Annotated in this window: 15 protein-coding genes; 7 read left to right on the top strand and 8 right to left on the bottom strand. The window is 72.8% G+C overall.

The features are described from left to right. Nucleotides 1–40 precede the first annotated feature (40 nt). The 3 genes from AB0J36_RS23510 to AB0J36_RS23500 all read right to left on the bottom strand — a co-directional run bounded on the left by AB0J36_RS23510 (nucleotide 41) and on the right by AB0J36_RS23500 (nucleotide 3402). Nucleotides 41–1549, bottom strand: a complete 1509-nt coding sequence (locus AB0J36_RS23510) for a bifunctional cytidylyltransferase/SDR family oxidoreductase (RefSeq protein ID WP_357120082.1) — start codon at nucleotides 1547–1549, stop codon at nucleotides 41–43. Between the two features lie 145 nt (nucleotides 1550–1694). Continuing rightward, a complete protein-coding gene (locus AB0J36_RS23505) occupies nucleotides 1695–2504 on the bottom strand; it encodes an ABC transporter ATP-binding protein (protein WP_357120787.1) in 810 nt (269 codons plus the stop codon). A 4-nt stretch (nucleotides 2505–2508) separates the two neighbouring features. Further along, on the bottom strand, nucleotides 2509–3402 hold the full coding sequence (locus AB0J36_RS23500) for an ABC transporter permease (RefSeq protein WP_357120079.1): 894 nt from the start codon (nucleotides 3400–3402) through the stop codon (nucleotides 2509–2511). Between the two features lie 178 nt (nucleotides 3403–3580). Between AB0J36_RS23500 and AB0J36_RS23495 the strand changes: the two genes are divergently transcribed. From AB0J36_RS23495 to AB0J36_RS23485, 3 genes are all read left to right on the top strand, one after another. Continuing rightward, nucleotides 3581–4219, top strand: a complete 639-nt coding sequence (locus AB0J36_RS23495; protein WP_355050328.1) for a TetR/AcrR family transcriptional regulator — start codon at nucleotides 3581–3583, stop codon at nucleotides 4217–4219. 135 nt (nucleotides 4220–4354) lie between these two features. Next, entirely contained in the window at nucleotides 4355–6466 is a 2112-nt protein-coding gene (locus AB0J36_RS23490) for a DUF6077 domain-containing protein (protein ID WP_363661117.1), read from the top strand. A gap of 269 nt (nucleotides 6467–6735) precedes the next feature. After that, entirely contained in the window at nucleotides 6736–8493 is a 1758-nt protein-coding gene (locus AB0J36_RS23485; protein ID WP_357120072.1) for a CDP-glycerol glycerophosphotransferase family protein, read from the top strand. A gap of 76 nt (nucleotides 8494–8569) precedes the next feature. Here AB0J36_RS23485 and AB0J36_RS23480 read toward each other — a convergent pair whose 3' ends face one another. Further along, a complete protein-coding gene (locus AB0J36_RS23480; RefSeq protein ID WP_357120068.1) occupies nucleotides 8570–8908 on the bottom strand; it encodes a DUF952 domain-containing protein in 339 nt (112 codons plus the stop codon). 96 nt (nucleotides 8909–9004) lie between these two features. On the opposite strand from AB0J36_RS23480, the gene AB0J36_RS23475 reads away from it, so the two are divergent. The 3 genes from AB0J36_RS23475 to AB0J36_RS23465 all read left to right on the top strand — a co-directional run bounded on the left by AB0J36_RS23475 (nucleotide 9005) and on the right by AB0J36_RS23465 (nucleotide 11496). After that, complete coding sequence (locus AB0J36_RS23475; RefSeq protein ID WP_355050324.1) at nucleotides 9005–9316, top strand: hypothetical protein; 312 nt, start codon at nucleotides 9005–9007, stop codon at nucleotides 9314–9316. Between the two features lie 80 nt (nucleotides 9317–9396). Further along, nucleotides 9397–10053 carry a response regulator transcription factor gene (locus AB0J36_RS23470; protein ID WP_355050323.1) on the top strand — a complete coding sequence of 219 codons (657 nt, stop codon included), beginning with the start codon at nucleotides 9397–9399 and terminating at the stop codon, nucleotides 10051–10053. A gap of 9 nt (nucleotides 10054–10062) precedes the next feature. Continuing rightward, a complete protein-coding gene (locus tag AB0J36_RS23465; RefSeq protein ID WP_363661116.1) occupies nucleotides 10063–11496 on the top strand; it encodes a HAMP domain-containing sensor histidine kinase in 1434 nt (477 codons plus the stop codon). A 46-nt stretch (nucleotides 11497–11542) separates the two neighbouring features. Here AB0J36_RS23465 and AB0J36_RS23460 read toward each other — a convergent pair whose 3' ends face one another. The 4 genes from AB0J36_RS23460 to AB0J36_RS23445 form a co-directional block, all read right to left on the bottom strand. Beyond that, nucleotides 11543–12496 (bottom strand): TAXI family TRAP transporter solute-binding subunit, encoded by a 954-nt coding sequence (locus AB0J36_RS23460; RefSeq protein ID WP_357120060.1) that lies wholly within the window; start codon nucleotides 12494–12496, stop codon nucleotides 11543–11545. A gap of 73 nt (nucleotides 12497–12569) precedes the next feature. Next, complete coding sequence (locus AB0J36_RS23455) at nucleotides 12570–13262, bottom strand: hypothetical protein (protein WP_357171556.1); 693 nt, start codon at nucleotides 13260–13262, stop codon at nucleotides 12570–12572. A gap of 106 nt (nucleotides 13263–13368) precedes the next feature. Continuing rightward, entirely contained in the window at nucleotides 13369–14166 is a 798-nt protein-coding gene (gene yaaA / locus AB0J36_RS23450) for a peroxide stress protein YaaA (protein WP_363661115.1), read from the bottom strand. A 53-nt stretch (nucleotides 14167–14219) separates the two neighbouring features. Then, nucleotides 14220–15893: a hypothetical protein gene (locus tag AB0J36_RS23445; RefSeq protein WP_357120783.1), complete on the bottom strand. Its 1674-nt coding sequence runs from the start codon at nucleotides 15891–15893 to the stop codon at nucleotides 14220–14222. Between the two features lie 147 nt (nucleotides 15894–16040). On the opposite strand from AB0J36_RS23445, the gene AB0J36_RS23440 reads away from it, so the two are divergent. Continuing rightward, entirely contained in the window at nucleotides 16041–17081 is a 1041-nt protein-coding gene (locus tag AB0J36_RS23440) for a phosphatase domain-containing protein (protein ID WP_357120051.1), read from the top strand. Nucleotides 17082–17173 lie beyond the last annotated feature (92 nt).

Raw genomic sequence — 17173 nt, 5'->3', positions numbered from 1 at the left:
TCCGATCGCCGCCCTCGGTGTCGCGGGGGTGCCGTCGACGTCAGTTCGTCGACGCCGCGGCCGGCGTCTCGGACCGGTCCGGGCCGGCCTGCGCCGGCACGGACGGGCCGTCGCCAGGCGCCCGGCGTACGTCGATGACCTGGCCGGTCAGGTCGGAGATCAACACGTCGAGCGAGGACTGGGCGACGGCCTCCGCGGCCAGCAGGGTGTTCTCCGGCTCCTCGCCGAAGGCCCGCGTACGCATGGGGGTGGCCGTCCGCTCCGGGTTGATGCAGTTGACCCGTACGCCGACGTCGGCCCACTCGTCGGCGAGCGCCTGGGTCAGGTTGACCAGGGCGGCCTTGGTGGACGAGTAGAGGGCGTAGCGGGCCCGACCCCGGGTGTACGAGCTGGAGGTGTAGAGCAGCAGCTGACCCTTGGTCTGCTGCAGGTACGGAAGGGCCTGCCGGGCGATGGTCACCGGGCCGACGAAGTTGACCTGCAACACCCGGTCCATCGTCTCCTCGTCCATCTCGGCCAGGGCGCCCCGCTCCAGGATCCCGGCGGTGACCACCACGTGGTCGATCCGGCCGGTCGCCTCGAAGGCGGTCGTCAGCGCGGCCTCGACGTCCTCGGCGCGCTCGACGTGGGTGCCCGTGGTGGAGCGGCTGAACGGGAAGACCTGCGCGCCGTAGCGCCGCGCCAGCTCGGTCAGCTCGTGGCCGATCCCGTAGCTGCCGCCGAACACCACGATCGTGCGGCCCGTCAGCTCCTCGGTGTAGCTGCGGTGATCGGTCAGCCGGGGCGCCTGCGCGGCCGCGAGCTGGAAGAGCTTGTCCGCCAGGTGCACGTCGACCGGGTGGGTGACCTTGATGTTCTCGTCCGAGCCGTCGATCACCTTGATCGGCGTGCCCGGCAGGTACCGCAACACCACGCCGCAGTCGTCGGTGGCGGCGAAGTCGGGGTCGTTCTCGGCGATCCGGTACGCCTCACGGATCGTGGGGGAGCGGAACGCCTGCGGGGTCTGTCCCCGGCGGAGCCGGGAGCGCACCGGAATGTCGGTGATGCAGTCGTTCTCGTCCACCTGGATGATCGTGTCGGCGGAGGGGATGGCGACGTCGACGGCGGCGTAGGTCCACAGCGCGTTGACGCACTCGCGCACGATCCGGCCGCTGAGCAGCGGGCGGACGGCGTCGTGGAAGAGGATGTTGCAGTCGGCCGGGCCGACCGCGTCCAGCGCGATCCGGGTGGTCGCGTTGCGGGTGTCGCCGCCCTCGATGACCTGGGTGACCTTGCGCAGGCCGGCCTTCTCGACGATCTGCCGGGCGTCGTCGACGTGACCGGTCGCCATCAGCACGATGATCTCGTCGATCTCCGGAGCGGCCTCGAAGACCGCCAGGGTGTGCTCGATGATCGGCTTACCGGCGATCTTGAGCAGTTGCTTGGGGATGCCGAGGCCCAGCCGGGTCCCGGTGCCGCCGGCCAGCACCACGGCCACTGTCCGCGAGGGCCGCCACGGTGCGGGGGTCTCCGTTGCGGCGTCCGGGCCAGTGGTCTGGTCCTGCGTCATTGCCGGATCCTCACTCTCAGGGTTGCGTTAACGGAAAGTTCCGCCCGAGCGGCGACGGAATGAACCTTAACGCGCGGACCGCGCCGCCCCAACGCGGGCGACGCGGTCCTGGTTGCCGTGTCGATGCCGGTGGTTGGCCGGCACTCTACTTGCTGTTAGCGAACGCCTCGTACGCGCGGATGACCTCGTCGGTCGGGCCGTCCATCCGGATAAGGCCCGATTCCAGCCAGATCGTCCGTTCGCAGGTGTCGCGCACGGAGGAGAGCTGGTGGCTGACCAGGAACACCGTGCCGGCGCCCTCGCGCAGCTCGCGGACGCGCTGCTCGCTGCGCTTGCGGAAACCCTTGTCGCCGGTGGCGAGCGCCTCGTCGATGAGCAGCACGTCGTGCCTCTTGGCGGCGGCGATGGAGAACCGCAGCCGGGCCGCCATGCCCGACGAGTACGTGCGCATCGGCAGGCTGGCGAAGTCACCCCGCTCGTTGATCCCGGAGAAGTCGATGATCCCCGCGGCCTGCTTGGCGACCTCGTCGGGGTGCATGCCCATCGCCAGGCACCCCAGCACGACGTTTCGCTCGCCGGACAGGTCGTTGAGCAGCGCCGCGTTCACCCCGAGCAGCGACGGCTGCCCCTGGGTGTGGATCGCGCCCCGGTTGACCGGCAGCAGGCCGGCGATGGCCCGCAGGATGGTGGACTTGCCCGAGCCGTTGCTGCCGATCAACCCGATCGCCTCGCCCCGGTACGCGGTGAACGACACGCCCTTGACGGCGTGCACCTCCCGCACGTTCGGCGCGTTGGTGCGCTTGACCAGCCGGCGCAGCGCCGCCACCGGAGTGGTGCCACCGGTGGCGCCCTGGTGGACCCGGTAGATGATGTGCGCGTCGTCCACCACCACGGTGGGGATCCGCTCGGGCGTCAGCGTCGGCAGGGAGACGGTCGCCTCGTCGGCGGCCGGCAGGGAATCAACCACGGCCGTACTCCTGTTCGCCGCGCCAGAAGTAGATGTAGCCACCGATTCCGGCCACCACGGCCCAACCGGCGGCGACCAGCCAGAGCTGGGTCAGCGACTCGTTGAGCAGTGGCGCCTGCTCGAGCAGCGCGTACCGGGCCAACTCGATGTAGACCAGCAGCGGGTTGAACTGGACCAGCGTCGTCGCCCAGCCGGGCAGCCGCTCGAAGAGGCTGACGCTGTAGAGGACGCCGGAGCCGTACATCCAGGTGCGCATGACGAACGGCATGACCTGCTTGAGGTCGCTGGCCTTGGAGCCCAGCCGGGCGACCAGCAGCACCACGCCCGCGTTGAAGACCGCCTGCAACAGCAGCGCCGGCACCAGCATCAGCCAGTCCCAGGTGATCGGCTCGCCGGTGACCAGCACGATGCCGACCAGCACCACCATCGACGCCAGCAGCTGCTGGAACTGGGTCATGGTGGTCGACAGCGGCAGGCTGGCCCGGGGGAAGTGCAACGCCCGGATCAGCCCGAGGTTGCTGCTGATCGACTGGGTGCCGGCCAGGACCGCGCTCTGGGTGAAGTTGAAGATGAACAACCCGGTGGTCAGGTACGCGATGAAGTTCGGGATGCTGTTCTGTGCCAGCACCACCCCGAAGATCAGGTAGTAGACCGCGGCGTTGGTCAGCGGGGTGAGCACCTGCCAGAGCTGGCCCAGCTTGGCGTTGCTGTAGGACGCGACCAGCTTGGCGTTGGCGTACGCGGCGATGAAGTGCCGGTAGGCCCAGAGTCGGCGGCTGTACTCGACGAGGGTGGGTCGCTCACCGGCGACCCGTAGCCCGTGCCGAGCGGCCAGCTGCGCCTGGGTCAGGCCCGTGTCAGGGTCGACCAGCGCGGTGGTGGCCATGGAAATGGCACTCCGATCTTTCGTGCAGACGGGTTGCTCGCGACGATGGAATCCTAGTGGGAGTTGTGCGCGGGACGCCGCCTCGTCGCTGCGTGGACAGTAGTCCGAAACACGTCGGGACGCAACCGTACCGTCGTTGCGCTACTCTAGCGGGCGTGACCTGCGAGAAGAGTCCTCGGTGACGACCGAGAAGAGGCGCGTACCGGCCGGCGCGGCGGTGCTGCGCGACGAGATCACCACGGCCATCCGGCGCGCGCTCATGCAGGAGCTGGCCGCGGTCGGCTACGGCCGGCTCTCCATCGAGGCGGTGGCCCGAAGGGCCGGCGTCAGCAAGACGGCGGTCTACCGCCGGTGGAGTTCGAAGCTCGACCTGGTGGTGGAGATCGTCGCCGCCGCCGCACACGGCAAGCTGCCGGTGCTGGACACCGGCACCCTGCGCGGCGACCTCGCGCTGCTGTTCCAGGCCGTGGCGCACGCGCTGCGTCACCCCCTGGCGTCGCAGATCATCCCCGACCTGCTGGCCGAGGCGGCCCGCAACCCGGCCATCGACGAGACTCTGCGTCAGGTGCTGCGCGCCCGCCAGCAGGAGATCGGCGGTCGCCTGGTCATCCGCGCCGTGCAGCGCGGCGAGCTGCCCGCCGACACCGATCCGGACGCCGCCGTCGACCTGATCGTCGGCCCGCTCTACTGGCGGCTCGCCATCGCCCGGTTGCCGCTCACCGACAGCTACCTGGACAACCTGGTCGAATCCGTGGCCGTCGGGCTCGGCGCGACCGGCGTCGTACCCCGGCCGAGGGCGACGCCGGTATCCGGCTGACCCGGCCCGCGACACCACCCACGACGGGGACCTGGCGGGCCACCCGGCTCCGCTAGGCTGCCCCCTTGACACCCGGCCGTCACCGAGCCGACATCGACCTTTCGCCCCCAGATCCGCCTGACGAGAAGGACGCCCGTGGCCAACGTCGACAGCATCGCCGTCGCGCCCACTGACCCGGACCCGACGCCGCGCTCCGAGCCGGTGTCCCGGTCGGGTCAGGGCCCCGACCGTAGCCCCGCCGCCCGCGTACGCGCGTTGGTGGCCGCCGCCCCGACGCTGCTCACCGACGGGGCCGTGGTCGCGTTCGCGCTCTTCACCGTCATCTACCACGCGGCCTTCCTGGCGGATCTGCGTCCGTCGGTGACCTTCCGGATCTGGGTGGTCGCCTGCGTCCTGCTCGCCGTGGTGGCGATGCTGCGTGCCCGACGCCGCTCCGCCGCCCTCCGCGAGGAGAGCGGACCGGCCGAGCCGGTCGAGCCGACCGGGACGCGGCCCGCCGTCGACCGGCGGCTGCTGATCGGCGTGCTCGCCGCCGCCGCGGTAGCCTCGGTCAGCGCCGGAGTCATCGGCACCGGCGCCGCCGTCTCCTGGTGGATCCCGGCGGTGGCGGGCCTGCTCGCGGCGACCGGCGGGATCCTGCTGCTGCGTCGGGTCTGGCTGGACGGCCCGACGCCCACCTCGATCGCGCCAAGGCCCACGGCGGGGCAGTCGGCGTACGCGCTGGTCATCTCCGTACTGGTCGGGATCTCCTCGTTCTTCCTCGCCCGCAATACCCCGGACGACGTCTACTACGTCGGGAAGTCGGTCTGGATCGCCGAGCGGGACCTCGTTCCGCTCAACGACTTCCTCTTCTCCGAGAACGTCCTTCCGGCGATGGGTTCGCAACCCCCCATCCCCTCGATCGAGGTGTTCGACGGCGCGCTCGCCAACGTGCTCGGGATCCACGGCGCCTCGGCCACCTGGTACGTGATGCTGCCGATCATGGCGGTGCTGGCGGTGCTCGCGCTCTGGCGGCTGACCCAGCGCTGGGCACCCCGGCGGCCGGTGCTCGCCTTCACGGTCGCCGTCGCGTACCTGTACCTGGTCGCCGGTGGGGACGCCGCGCTGGGCACCTTCCACCTGCCCCGGCTCTACGAGGGCAAGGGCATGTTCGTCTCGGCCGTCATCCCGCTGATGTGGCTCTACCTGACCGAGTGGTTCGACCGGCGTACCCGGCGCAGCCTGCTGCTCATCGTGGCGCTCTCGATCACCGCCATCGGACTCACCAACACCGCCGCGATCATCCTGCCGATGCTGGTCGGGGCCGCCGGTTTCGCCATGGTGCTGGTCGGGCGCTGGAAGCTCGCCGTGGTGGCGGCGGTGGCCGCCCTCACGTACCCGATCGGGTCCCTGGTGGTGTCCCGGATCCTGCTCGGCGGCCTGAGCGCCGACGGCGCGGACGACGCCTTCTTCGACGCGGCGTACACCTACAAGCGGACCCTGCTGTTCGGCGTGGTCGGCGTGATCTCCGGCCTGGCGCTCTGGTGCGGCCCACTGCTGGCCCGTCGGCGTACGCCCGCGCTGCTCACCGCCGGCGCGACCCTGGCGCTGAGCGTGCTGTTCGTCCCCGGTGTGCTGGAGACATTGAGCGCGCTCAGCGGCATCTCGGTCGTGCTGTGGCGGGTGCCGTGGCTGCTCGCCCTGCCGACCCTGATCGGGCTGCTCTGCACGGTTCGCGTGCCGGCCCCCACGCCGGTGCTGCGTCGTGCGGCGTCCGGTGGGATCGCGGTGCTGCTGGTCGCCTCGTTCGCGCTCTTCGCCACCCCGATGTGGTCCGCCAAGAGCTGGGTCGACGTGCACGAGCGGCCCACCTGGAAGCTGCCGCAGCAGCGCCAGTCGATCGCTTTCTGGATCAAGGGGTTGGACCGGCCCGCGGGCCTGCTGCTGGCGCCGAAGACCATCATGCGGACCTCGCTCGTCGTCACCAGCCAGGTTCGGGTCGTCCTACCGCGTGACTTCTACCTCGTCGAGTACGACCTCAACTCCCAGTTCGCCAAGGACCGGCTGCTGCTCGCCAGCTTCGCCGACGGCGCCACCACCGCGACGCCGGCGGAGTTGGCACCGGCGCTCGATCGGTTGGATGTGGGCACCATCTGCGTCTACAACGGCAACCAGTACGCCCGTGACCTGGTGCCGCAGCTCGGCTACCAGGAGTTCGCGAAGCGTGGCAAGCCCGGAGCGATGACGTGTTTCCGGCGGGTCGGCTGAGCATTCCGCCCCTGGGTCTGCCGGTGCCGCGACAATGCGGCACCGGCAGTTTCGGTGCGGTGACCGAAATGTGCGCCCGATACCCGAGCGACACCGCTGGGTGTCTTCGCGTTAAGGTCGCAGTCATCACTACCGCCCGCCGTACGGGGTGTGGATCACCACATCCGTGGCCCGCCGCTCCGGCCGCGCGGTAGGTCATGCGCGACGGGGAGTGTCATCGACGCACCACGGGCATGCGTCCACCTCGAAAATCGTAGGGAGCGAACTCGTTGTTCGGCACGTTGACAGGACGCATCGGAGTGGCCGCCCGCAGCGCGCTGCTGGTGCTGGCCTACCTGGTCATGCTCGTCGCAGGAGTCTTCGGTTGGGTCGGCCTGTTCGCCGTCGCCGGGCTGGCGGCGGTGGTCGGGGAGTTCGCCGCCGCCCGCTGGTCCCCGCCGTCGCAGCTGCTGCTGGAGAAGGTCGGCCTGAACTTCTCCTACCGGCAGCTGACCCGTGACCTGTCGGCCGTGCTGCTGGTCGCCGCCCAGGTCGAGCTCGACGGCGTCGAGTTGAGCTTCCTGCTGATCCTGCCGGCGGCGGTGTGGGTCGTCTCGGTCTTCGCGGGCGCGCTCTCCACCATGATCGACCGTCGTAACCCGCAGTCCGCCCTGGTCCGCAACATCGAGCTGGGCCCCCTGCGCTCGGCCCCCCGCCCGCCGGCCTGGGCGGCAGCCGTCGCGGGGGACCGGATGCCTCTGCTGAACCTCCTGCTGGTCCCGGCCGCGGTGGTCGCCGCCGTGCGGCACGAGCCGACGCCGTACTTCGTCGCCGCCGCTCTGACGGTGGCGGCGACCGGGGTGGTGGGCGCGATCATCGCCGTGACGTGGCTGCGCGGTCGAGGCTCCGGCCAGGGACCGCTGATGCCGGCCGTGCAGCGCTGGCTCGACACCCACCGGCCCGAGGTGGCGCTCTACTTCGCCGGCCCGGCCAAGGACGTCTACCAGGCCAACATGTGGCTCGCCCCGACCGAGGCGCTGAACCAGCGCGCGGTGGTGCTGATGCGCAGCCGGGAGGCGTTCTTCGAGCTGGCCGACACCCGGCTGCCGGTGCTCTGCGTACCGGCCGGGGTGGACTTCATGAACCTCGAACTCGGCAGCGTCCGCGCCGCCCTCTACGCCGCGAACGTCGGCGCGAACATTCACATGCTGCGCGAGCCCGGCATGAAGCACGTCTTCGTGGGGCACGGCGACAGCGACAAGCAGGCCAGCGTCAACCCCTACAGCAAGGTGTACGACGAGGTGTGGGTGGCGGGCCTGGCCGGTCGGGAGCGGTACGCCCGTGCCGGGGTGGGCGTGCTCGACTCGGACATCGTGGAGATCGGCCGGCCGCAGTTGGCCGGCGTGCACACCTTCGGGGCCGAGTCGGTGGACCGTCCGTTCACCGTGCTCTACGCGCCCACCTGGGAGGGCTGGCTCGACGACGACCCGTACCACACCTCGCTGGTGTTGATGGGTGAGCGGATCGTCAAGGGCCTGCTGGCGAGCAACCCCGGGGTGCGTCTGGTCTACAAGCCGCACCCGCTCACCGGGTCCCGGTCCAAGGCGGCCAAGGCGGTGCACGACCGGATCGTCGAGGCGATCCGCTCCGCCGGTGGAAACCCCAACGCGGCCTCCCTGGACGGCACCGCGCACGTCGTGGTGACCGGCCGTACCCCCGGGCTGTTCGACTGCTTCAACCAGACCGACCTGCTGATCAGCGACGTGTCCAGTGTGGTCTCGGACTTCGTGCAGAGTCAGCGGCCGTACGTGGTGGCCAACCCGGCCGGCCTGCCGGAGGACGAGTTCCGTCGGGAGTACCCGACCGCGCGGGCCGCGTACCTGCTCTCCGCCGACTGCGGTGAGCTGGAGAAGATCGTGGCGGTGACCCGGGCCGGCGACGACCCGATGACGGAGGCACGCCGCGACCTGAAGACCTACCTGTTGGGGCCGGCGGAGGCCAACCCGATGGACCGGTTCGCCGAGGAGATCACCCGGCTCTGCCGCTGACCGCGCACCACGTCCCGCGCCCGGCCCGACACCTGTCGGACCGGGCGCGGTCGTGTCGGCGGCGAAGGGGTGTGACTCAGTCGAGCAGGGCGGCGACCGCGTCGGCGACCGGAGTGTCCGCCGGCAACGCCCGTGCCGTCACCACCGCGCTCAGCGGCAGCGGCCCGTACAGGTGGGGGAAGAGCTGCCCGCCGCGCGACGGCTCCCAGCGCAGGGCGTCGGCCAGCCGACCCTCGTCCACGCCCAGCAGGGTGAGGCCGGTGACGCCGGTGAAGTGCCGGCGGGCCGTCTCCACCACCTGGTCGGCGGCGGAGAGGTGGATGAAACCGTCCTGGTGGTCCAGGGCCGAGCCGGCGACGGCGCCGGCGACCCGGGCGTCGTCCCACTCGACGGTCGGCAACAGCTTGTAGATCACCTCCGCAGACTACGTCGCCCACGTTTCGGCCGTACCGCCGCCGACGTCGGCCGCCGCCCGTCATGCTCAGGTTGACCCGCCGGAAGGGGATGGACGATGGCGAGCTACGACGACGACTGGACCGACACCCAGCGCGGGCTGTACGACGAGTGCTACCGGGCCGGCGGCGAGTGGGCCGAGGACCCGGACACCCCGTCGGACGACGTGCAGCACGTGATCAACCTGGCCGAGGCGGACGACGACGCCTTCGACGATGCCGAGATCGACTTTCCGCCCCTGGTCGACGCCGTCACCCAGGCCAGCGGCGTCAACGTCACCAGCGTGCCCGCCCGGCACGACGACCCCGGTTTCCGCGGCTTCACCGACGGCGTGCGGGACGCGGTCGCCGACGACACGTTCGGTCTGTAGGGCCTGACCGGAGCCGGCCCTCCCGCTCGCGGCGGCCTTCTGCCACCATTCGCAGGACGGCTGCGACGGATGGGGGCACGGTGCGGATCCTGCTGGTGGAGGACGACCGCCGGGTGGCCGCCGCGCTCTCCTCCGCCCTGACCCGTCGTGGCTACCAGGTCGAGCACGCCGCCACCGTCGCCGCGGCGCTCTCCGCCGCCCCCTGCGACCTGGTGCTGCTGGATCTGACCCTGCCCGACGGCGACGGCACCGAGGTGTGTCGGGAGCTGCGCCGACGCAGCAGCCAGCTCGGCATCATCGCGGTGACCGCGCGGGGTGAGGAGCGCGACCGGGTCCTCGGGCTGCGCCTGGGCGCGGACGACTACGTGGTCAAACCGTTCTCGATGGTGGAGTTGCAGGCCCGGATCGAGGCGGTGCTGCGCCGGGCGGCGAACGCCGCCCCCGAGCGGCACCTGATCGAGGCGGGGGCGGTGCGCATCGACGTGGCCGCCCGCACGGTGACGGTGGCGGGGCGCGCGGTGACGCTGACCCGCAAGGAGTTCGACGTGCTGCTGTCGCTCGCCCGCCAGCCGGGGGTGGCGGTGCCCCGCGACCGCATCCTGCTCGACGCCTGGGGCACCACCTGGGGCGATCCGCACACCGTCGAGGTGCACGTCGGGTCGTTGCGCGGCAAGCTGGGCGACGCGCGGCTGGTGGAGACCGTCCGTGGGGTCGGCTACCGGTTGCGCGATGCGTGAGGGGACCCCGTGCGCCGTCGACTGGTGATCAGTTACCTGCTGCTGATGGTGCTCGTGCTCGTCGCGCTGGAGAGCCCGCTCGCGGTGACCCTGGCCAGCCGGGAGACCGAGCGGGTACGCGCCGACCGGCTCGCCGACGCCACCCGGTTCGCCTCGCTGGCCGGTCCGGCGCTGCGCGGCGGGGAGCCCGGCCCGATCGGGGCGGAGCTGCGCAGCTACGACGAGCTGTACGGGATCGGCGCGGCGGTCGTCGACCGGGACCGGGGCATCGTCGTCGACTCGGCGAGCTGGCGGTCCACCGGCACCGCCACGGTCCTGGACGTGGCGCTGTCCGGGCAGCAGTCCAGCGCGCCCGAGTCGATCTGGCCCTGGTCCGCCGGCCCGGTGGTGGTGGCGGTGCCCATCAACGACGGCGGTGAGGTCCTCGGCGCGGTGGTGATCGTGACACCCGCCGGCGAGATCCGTCGGGCCGTGAGCACCTGGTGGCTGCTGCTCACCGTGGCCGGCCTGCTCGTCGTGCTGGCCTGCGTGCTCACCGCGTTCGGCCTGGCCGGATGGGTGCTGCGGCCGGTCACCGAGCTGGACGCGGTCACCCACGAGATCGCCGAGGGCGACCGGGGCGCCCGCGTGCAGCACCGACTCGGCCCGCCGGAGCTGCGCCGGCTCGCGACCAGCTTCAACCACATGGCCGACGTGGTCTCCGACGTGATGGACCGGCAGCGTGCCTTCGTCGCGCACGCCAGCCACCAGCTGCGCAATCCGCTCACGGCGTTGCGGCTGCGGGTGGAGGAGCTGGGTCCCAGCCTCACCGACGCGGACGGGCGCTCCGAGCACCGGCTGGCGTTGGAGGAGACCGACCGGCTGGCACTGGTGCTCGACGCGCTGCTCACCCTGGCGCGGGCCGAACGCGAGGAGAACGAGCGGGTCAGCGTGGACGCCGCCGCCGTCGCGGCCTCCCGGGTGGCCGCGTGGGCGCCGTTGGCCCGGCACCGGTCGGTCGCGCTGCGCCTGGCCACGAGCGACGCTCCCGCGTACGCGCGGACCGTGCCGACCGCCGTCGACCAGGCGCTGGACGCCCTGATCGACAACGCGGTGAAGTTCAGCGGGGCCGGCGGGGCGGTGACGGTGACGGTGGCCCGCCGCGACGACGGGGTCCTGTTGGAGGTGCGCGACACCGGCCCGGGAATGACCGAGAGTCAACTCCGCCAGGCCACCGAGCGGTTCTGGCGGGCCCCGGACGCGCAGAACGTCGACGGCGCCGGGCTCGGCCTGACCATCGCCGCCGTGCTGGTGGACGCCTCCGACGGGCGGCTCACCATGCGAGCGGGCACCCCGCGCGGGCTGGTCGCCGGCCTGTGGTTCCCGGCCGCCGAGCCGGCGGAAGAGCCGCTGGACGGGGACGGGGACCCGGCCGCCGACCGGTGGCCCACCCCGGCGCGCTAGCGGACCGGCGACTCAGGCCGCGTGCCCGCTGCGGCGACCCGGCAGCTCAGGGCTTGGCGGCCCGGTACCAGGCGGCGGCGCCCGGGTGCAGCGGCAGCGGCGCGGTGGCGATCGCCGAGCGGGGGCTCATCCGTCCCGCCGCCGGATGTGCCGCGCCCAGTTCGGCCCGGCGCTCCATCAGCAGTCGGGTCACGTCCCGGACCAGCGGCTCCGGCAGGTCGGCCCGCACGATCAGATAGTTCGGGTCGGCGACCGTGGTCACCGGGTTCATCCCGTACACCGAGCGGGGGATGTCCCGGGAGACGTAGACCTGCCCGTAGCGGGCACGCAACGGCTCCGTCCACTCGCCCAGGTCGACGATCCGGGTGGCGCTGCGCCCGGCCAGCTCCTCGATGCCCCGCACCGGCAGACCACCGGAGAAGAAGAACGCGTCGATGCGTCCCGAGCGCAGGGCGGTCACCGAGTCGTCCAGGCCGAGCCGTTCCCGGCGTACCGCGTCGCCGCCGAGCCGGGCCACCTCCAGCAGCCGGCTGGCGGTGATCTCGGTGCCGGAGCCGGCCGCGCCCACCGAGACCCGCCGACCCCGCAGGTCGCCGACCGTACGGACCGGCCCGCCGTCGGTCGTGACCAGGTGCAGTTGGTCGTCGTACACCCGGGCCACCGCGTCCACCGAGGGGCTCTGCGTCGGGCTGGTGGGCAGCACGTCGGCCTGGGTGAAACCCAGCTCGGCGGCCCCCGAGCCGACCAGGCGGACGTTCTCCGCCGAGGCCGCGGTGATCACCACGCTGGCCCGTACCCCGGGCAGTTCGCGGTTGAGGATGGTCGCGAGGGACTGCCCGAACGCGTAGTAGACGGCGGTGGGGCTGCCGGTGGCGATCCGGATCTCCACCGGCTCGGCCGGGTCGTCCCGGCAGCCGGCGACGGTCAGGGCCACGACCAGCGCCAGCGCCGCCGCTCCCGGGCGGCGTCGACCGGCCCGAGGAGACGAGGTACGACCCACGCGGTGCACTGTGCGCGCTCCGACGGGCAGGCGCAAGCCCGCACCCGTCAGTACCGCCGGTACGGGCCTGCGCTCAGCAGACCGGGCGGCGGCCCGGCGTCGACACCGCGGCGCGCGCCGGCTCCAACGACGCGCTGTGCAGGATGCGCTCCCGGTCCGGCCCGTCGGCCACGCTCACCAGGAAACAACCGGTACCCGGGCGGAGTACGGCCGGCACGTCGAGCACGGCCGCGCCGCGGATCAGCACGGCGGCCAACTCCCGGTCGGTGAGCCGCACACCGAGGATGTGCCGGCGCACGTGCCGCCCGCCGGCCAGCAGCGCCGACCGCCAGGCCGCCGCCGCGAGGCGGGACACCCACCGGCGGCGGGCCGGCGAGGCGCCCGGCAGGGGACCGCCCAACAGCTCCCGACGTCCCTGCCACCAGCCGGCATCCATCAGCCGGCCGTACGTGCCCCGGTGCTCCGGCGGCACCCACAGCCGGTGCACCTCGTAGCGGCGGCGGAGTCCGCCGACCGTCACCTCCTGGGTGACCGGAATGTCGAGGCGGGCGAGTAGCTGGCGCATCCGCTGCGCGGCGTCCTCCCGGTTGAACTCGACCCCCGGCGCGAGCGCCGGTGGCGGGGCGCTCGACCGGGCGCCCGTCGGAGGCGCGGTGCAGCGCAGCAGGCAGGACGCCTCGAACGCGTCGCCCAGGGTCAGCCAGTCCAGCGGGGGTGGCGTCGCCGGTGGGCGGGGCCGGTCGAGCAGGGCGGGATCGCGGGCCAACGGGGGCTCCCTCGTCGGAGTCTGGGTTCCCCTACCGTGGCCCCTGCGCGGCCGTTACGGAATGTGTCCCGCCCAGCCTTGAGCAAATCTTGCGGCTCCCGCTGCGCTACAGCTCGGTGACCACCAGATCCACCTGCCGGACCCGCCCGGCGGCGGCCGGTTCCTCCGCCACGGTGTGCTTCAGCTCGCGCAGGGCGCCGACCAACTCCCGGGCGGTGCGCGGCTTCGCGCCGGTGAGGAGCAGATCCCGCACCAGCCGCCCCTTGGTCGCCTTGTTGAAGTGGCTCACGACCGAGCGGACGGGCACACCGTCGACCTCCCGCTCGTGCAGCACCCGCACGGTGACCGTCCGTTCGGCCAGCTCACCGCGCGGCGTCCAGGTGGCCGCGTACGCGCCGGAGCGCAGGTCCAGCACCGGGCCCCGACCGGCCGCGCCGGCCAGGACCGGCGTCAACTCCCTGCGCCAGTACGCCGACAGCGCCCCGACCTCCGGCAGGCGGACGCCGATCGGGCAGCGGTACGGCGGAATCCGGTCGGCGAGGCGTACCGCGCCCCACAGGCCGGAGCTGATGAGGATCGACCGGCGGGCCGCCCGCAGCGCCGCCGGTGGCAGCGTGGCCAGCTCCAGCGCCTCGTACAGCACCCCGGTGTAGAGCCGCTCGGCCGGGGCGGTCGCCGCCTCCCGCAGCCGGGCGTTGCGGCGCAGCTCGCCGCGCTGACCGTCGCTGAGCCCGAGCGCGGCCAACGCCGCCTCCTCGTCCGGCCCGGCGCTGAGCGCCACGAGCGCGTCGAGCACCCGCTCGCGGGCCGGGTTCAGCTCCGGCAGTGACAGCTTGTCCGGCGTCCACCGCCGTCCGGTGCCGGCGTCGGCCTTGCCCTCCGAGGGCGGCAGCAGGATGAGCATCGGGTCTCCTCGGACGGCGTACGGCGGCGGCCCGGCCAGCGTACGACCCGTGCTCAGCGCCAGGGCCGCACCGGGGTGTCGGGGTGGTACACGCGATAGCCACCCACCTCGCGGACCGGTGCGGCGTCGGGTCGGTCGGCGAGCAGCCGGCGCAGCCGCCGGTCCATCGGCGAGTCGACCTCCACCACGTAGCCGGGCCGCGCGGCCCGCCCGACCTGCCGCCAGTACGGCCGGTAGCGGTTCTGCCCCGGGGACAGGTCGCCGTCGAGCACCCCGCAGACCACCGCCTCGTCGGTGTTGAAGATCAGCCGGTTGCAGGTCCAGTAGTCCCCGTACACCTCGTGGGGTCCGTCGGCGCGCAGCGCGGCGGCCAACTCCCGGGCCTGGCGCTCCTCGGTCCGCGACGCGGCGGCGCCGCTGACCGCGAAGAGCACGGTGACCACCAGCGTCGTCGCGGTCAGCGCCGCCAGCACGGCGGCGGCCAGCGCGCCGATCAGCCGGCCGAGCACGCCCACCGTGCCCCGCCAGCCGGCCACGGCCGCCGCCCAGAGCGGCCAGAGCACCGCCGGCAGCGACAGTTGCAGCACCGACAGGTAGCGGGCGTTGTCCAGCGGACTGGTCGCGGCGAGCGGACTACGCACGTACGACAGCAGGGTCAACGCCGCCCCGACGACCAGCGCGAGCTGCACCACCGGCCCGACCCGCGCGGCCCGTGGCGTGCCCTCGGCCCGGCCGCCGCGCAGGGTGCCGGCGGCGGGCTCGCCGGGTGTCGTGCCCACGGCCCGGCGGTACGCGACGAGCGCGAGCGCCGCGGCGGCCACCAGCAGCGCCGGGTAGAGCAGTCCGAACCACTGCTGCCAGCGACCGCAGCCGTCGACCGGGCAGAGCCCATGCGCCAGCGGCACTCCCTCCAACAGGCCGCCCCGGATCCGGTCCGACCACGGTGGCAGCGGGCCGGCCTTGGTGCTGACCTCCCGGAACACCGTCAGCGAGTCCTCACCCGGCCCGGCACGCAGGTTGTCGACGATCATCGGCGCGATCCCGACCACGAAACCCGCCACCAGCAGCAGCCCGGCCCAGCCGAGCAGTTCCCGCCGCACCGCCCAGAGCAGGGCCAGCACGGCCACCGCCAGGTACGGCAGGATCAGCCAGTCCGACCAGGCGGCCAGCCCGGCCAGCAGCCCGAACAGCGCGACGGCCAGCCGACGGTGGCGCACCGACCCGGCGGCCAGCCCCACGACGATCAGCAGCATCAGCAGCACCGCCGGTTTGACCTCCGGCCGACCGCCGACCACGGTGAGCTGGTCACGCACCACCCGCTCGGGTCCCAGCGCCAGCAGTCCGACGACGAGGACGGCGAACCACGGCGGGTAGAGCCGGCGGGTGAGCGCGTACACCAGGTAGAGGAAGACCGCGTACAGGGCCAGCATCGGCAGCCGCAGCACCGGCCAGCTCGGCCCGAAGACCGCGAGCAGGGGCGCCGCCAGGTACGACTCCAGCATCCCCATGTAGTGCTGGCCGTAGAGGAAGACGGGGTGTTCCCGGCGCTGCCCGATGTGCAGGGCGGCCAGCCCGAAGGTCGCCTCGTCGCTGTTCGACACCGGGACGGTGTACAGCGTCAGGACCAGCCGGTACCCGACGCCGACCAGCCCGAACAGCAGCGCGACGAGCGCCGGCCGGTCAAGTCGCGGACGCCACCGCCCGCGGTGCTGCTCTGGATGCGACACGACCACGCCCCCGTCGTCGTCCCGACCGGAGTGTTTCACGGACCGACGGTCGGTCGGGCCGCTTCGGCGCAGTACGACCTGGCTGGCGGGCTGCGGTTCGGACCCGCTCGCGTGGCCGTCGCCGACGACGTGTGGCAGGGTTGGCGCGTGCCACCCACACCCGCCGGCGAACTTGCCGTGCCGAATCTGCACCGGGCCGCGCGGATCGAAGACGCCGTGCACCAGCTCGTGGAGCGTCGGCTGCGCCGCACCGGCTGGCGGATGAACATCGTCGCCTACACCGGCTACGGCCGGCCGGGCTGGGTACGTGTGATGTGCCGGGTGCTGCTGGGCCGTCCGGACAACCGCCAGCGGGGTCGGCTGGACAAGGTGCGTGGCTGGCGCAGCTTCACCACCCTGCCCGCCAAGCACGTAACGGTGCAGATCGAGGCCGGCGGGGTACGGCACGAGGCCCAGGCCGACCGCAGCGGTTTCGTCGACACGCTCGTCGAGGCCGACCTGCCACCCGGCTGGGGCACCGTACGCCTCAGCGTCCCCGACGCCGAGCCCGTCGACGCCCCCGTGCGCATCCTCGACCCGGAGGTCAAGTTCGGCATCCTCTCCGACATCGACGACACGGTGATGGTGACGGCGCTGCCCCGACCCCTGCTCGCCGCGTGGAACACCTTCGTTCTCGACGAGCACGCCCGCGCCGCCGTACCCGGCATGGCGGTGCTCTACGAGCGACTGGTCACCGCGCACCCCGGCGCCCCGGTCTTCTACCTCTCCACCGGCGCGTGGAACGTCGCGCCGACGTTGACGCGGTTCCTGTCCCGGCACCTCTACCCGGCCGGTCCGCTGCTGCTCACCGACTGGGGTCCGACCGCCGACCGCTGGTTCCGCAGCGGCATGGAGCACAAGCGTTCCACCCTCGCGCGGCTCGCCAAGGAGTTTCCCGACGTGCGCTGGCTCCTGGTCGGCGACGACGGCCAGCACGACCAGGAGATCTACCGCGAGTTCGCCGCCGCCCACCCGGAGAACGTCGCCGGGGTGGCGATCCGTCGGCTGTCCCCGACCCAGTCGGTGCTGGCCGGTAGCCTGCCCGCCCCGGCCGGACGGCCGTCCTCGGGGCCGGTGGGGCAGAAGTGGCTGTCCGCGCCCGACGGCGCCGGCCTGTGGCAGCTCCTCCGCGACGCCGGCCTGGTCTGACCTCTACTCCCTCCGGCTCAGCCCGCATAGGCGAACCCCCCGGGTACCGCAGTTCGCGGTGCCCGGGGGGTTCCGGCCATTCGGGTTACATC

The sequence above is a fragment of the Micromonospora sp. NPDC049662 genome, from assembly GCF_040675055.1.
Classification (GTDB): domain Bacteria; phylum Actinomycetota; class Actinomycetes; order Mycobacteriales; family Micromonosporaceae; genus Micromonospora.
This window is presented reverse-complemented; position numbering and strand designations above follow the sequence as displayed.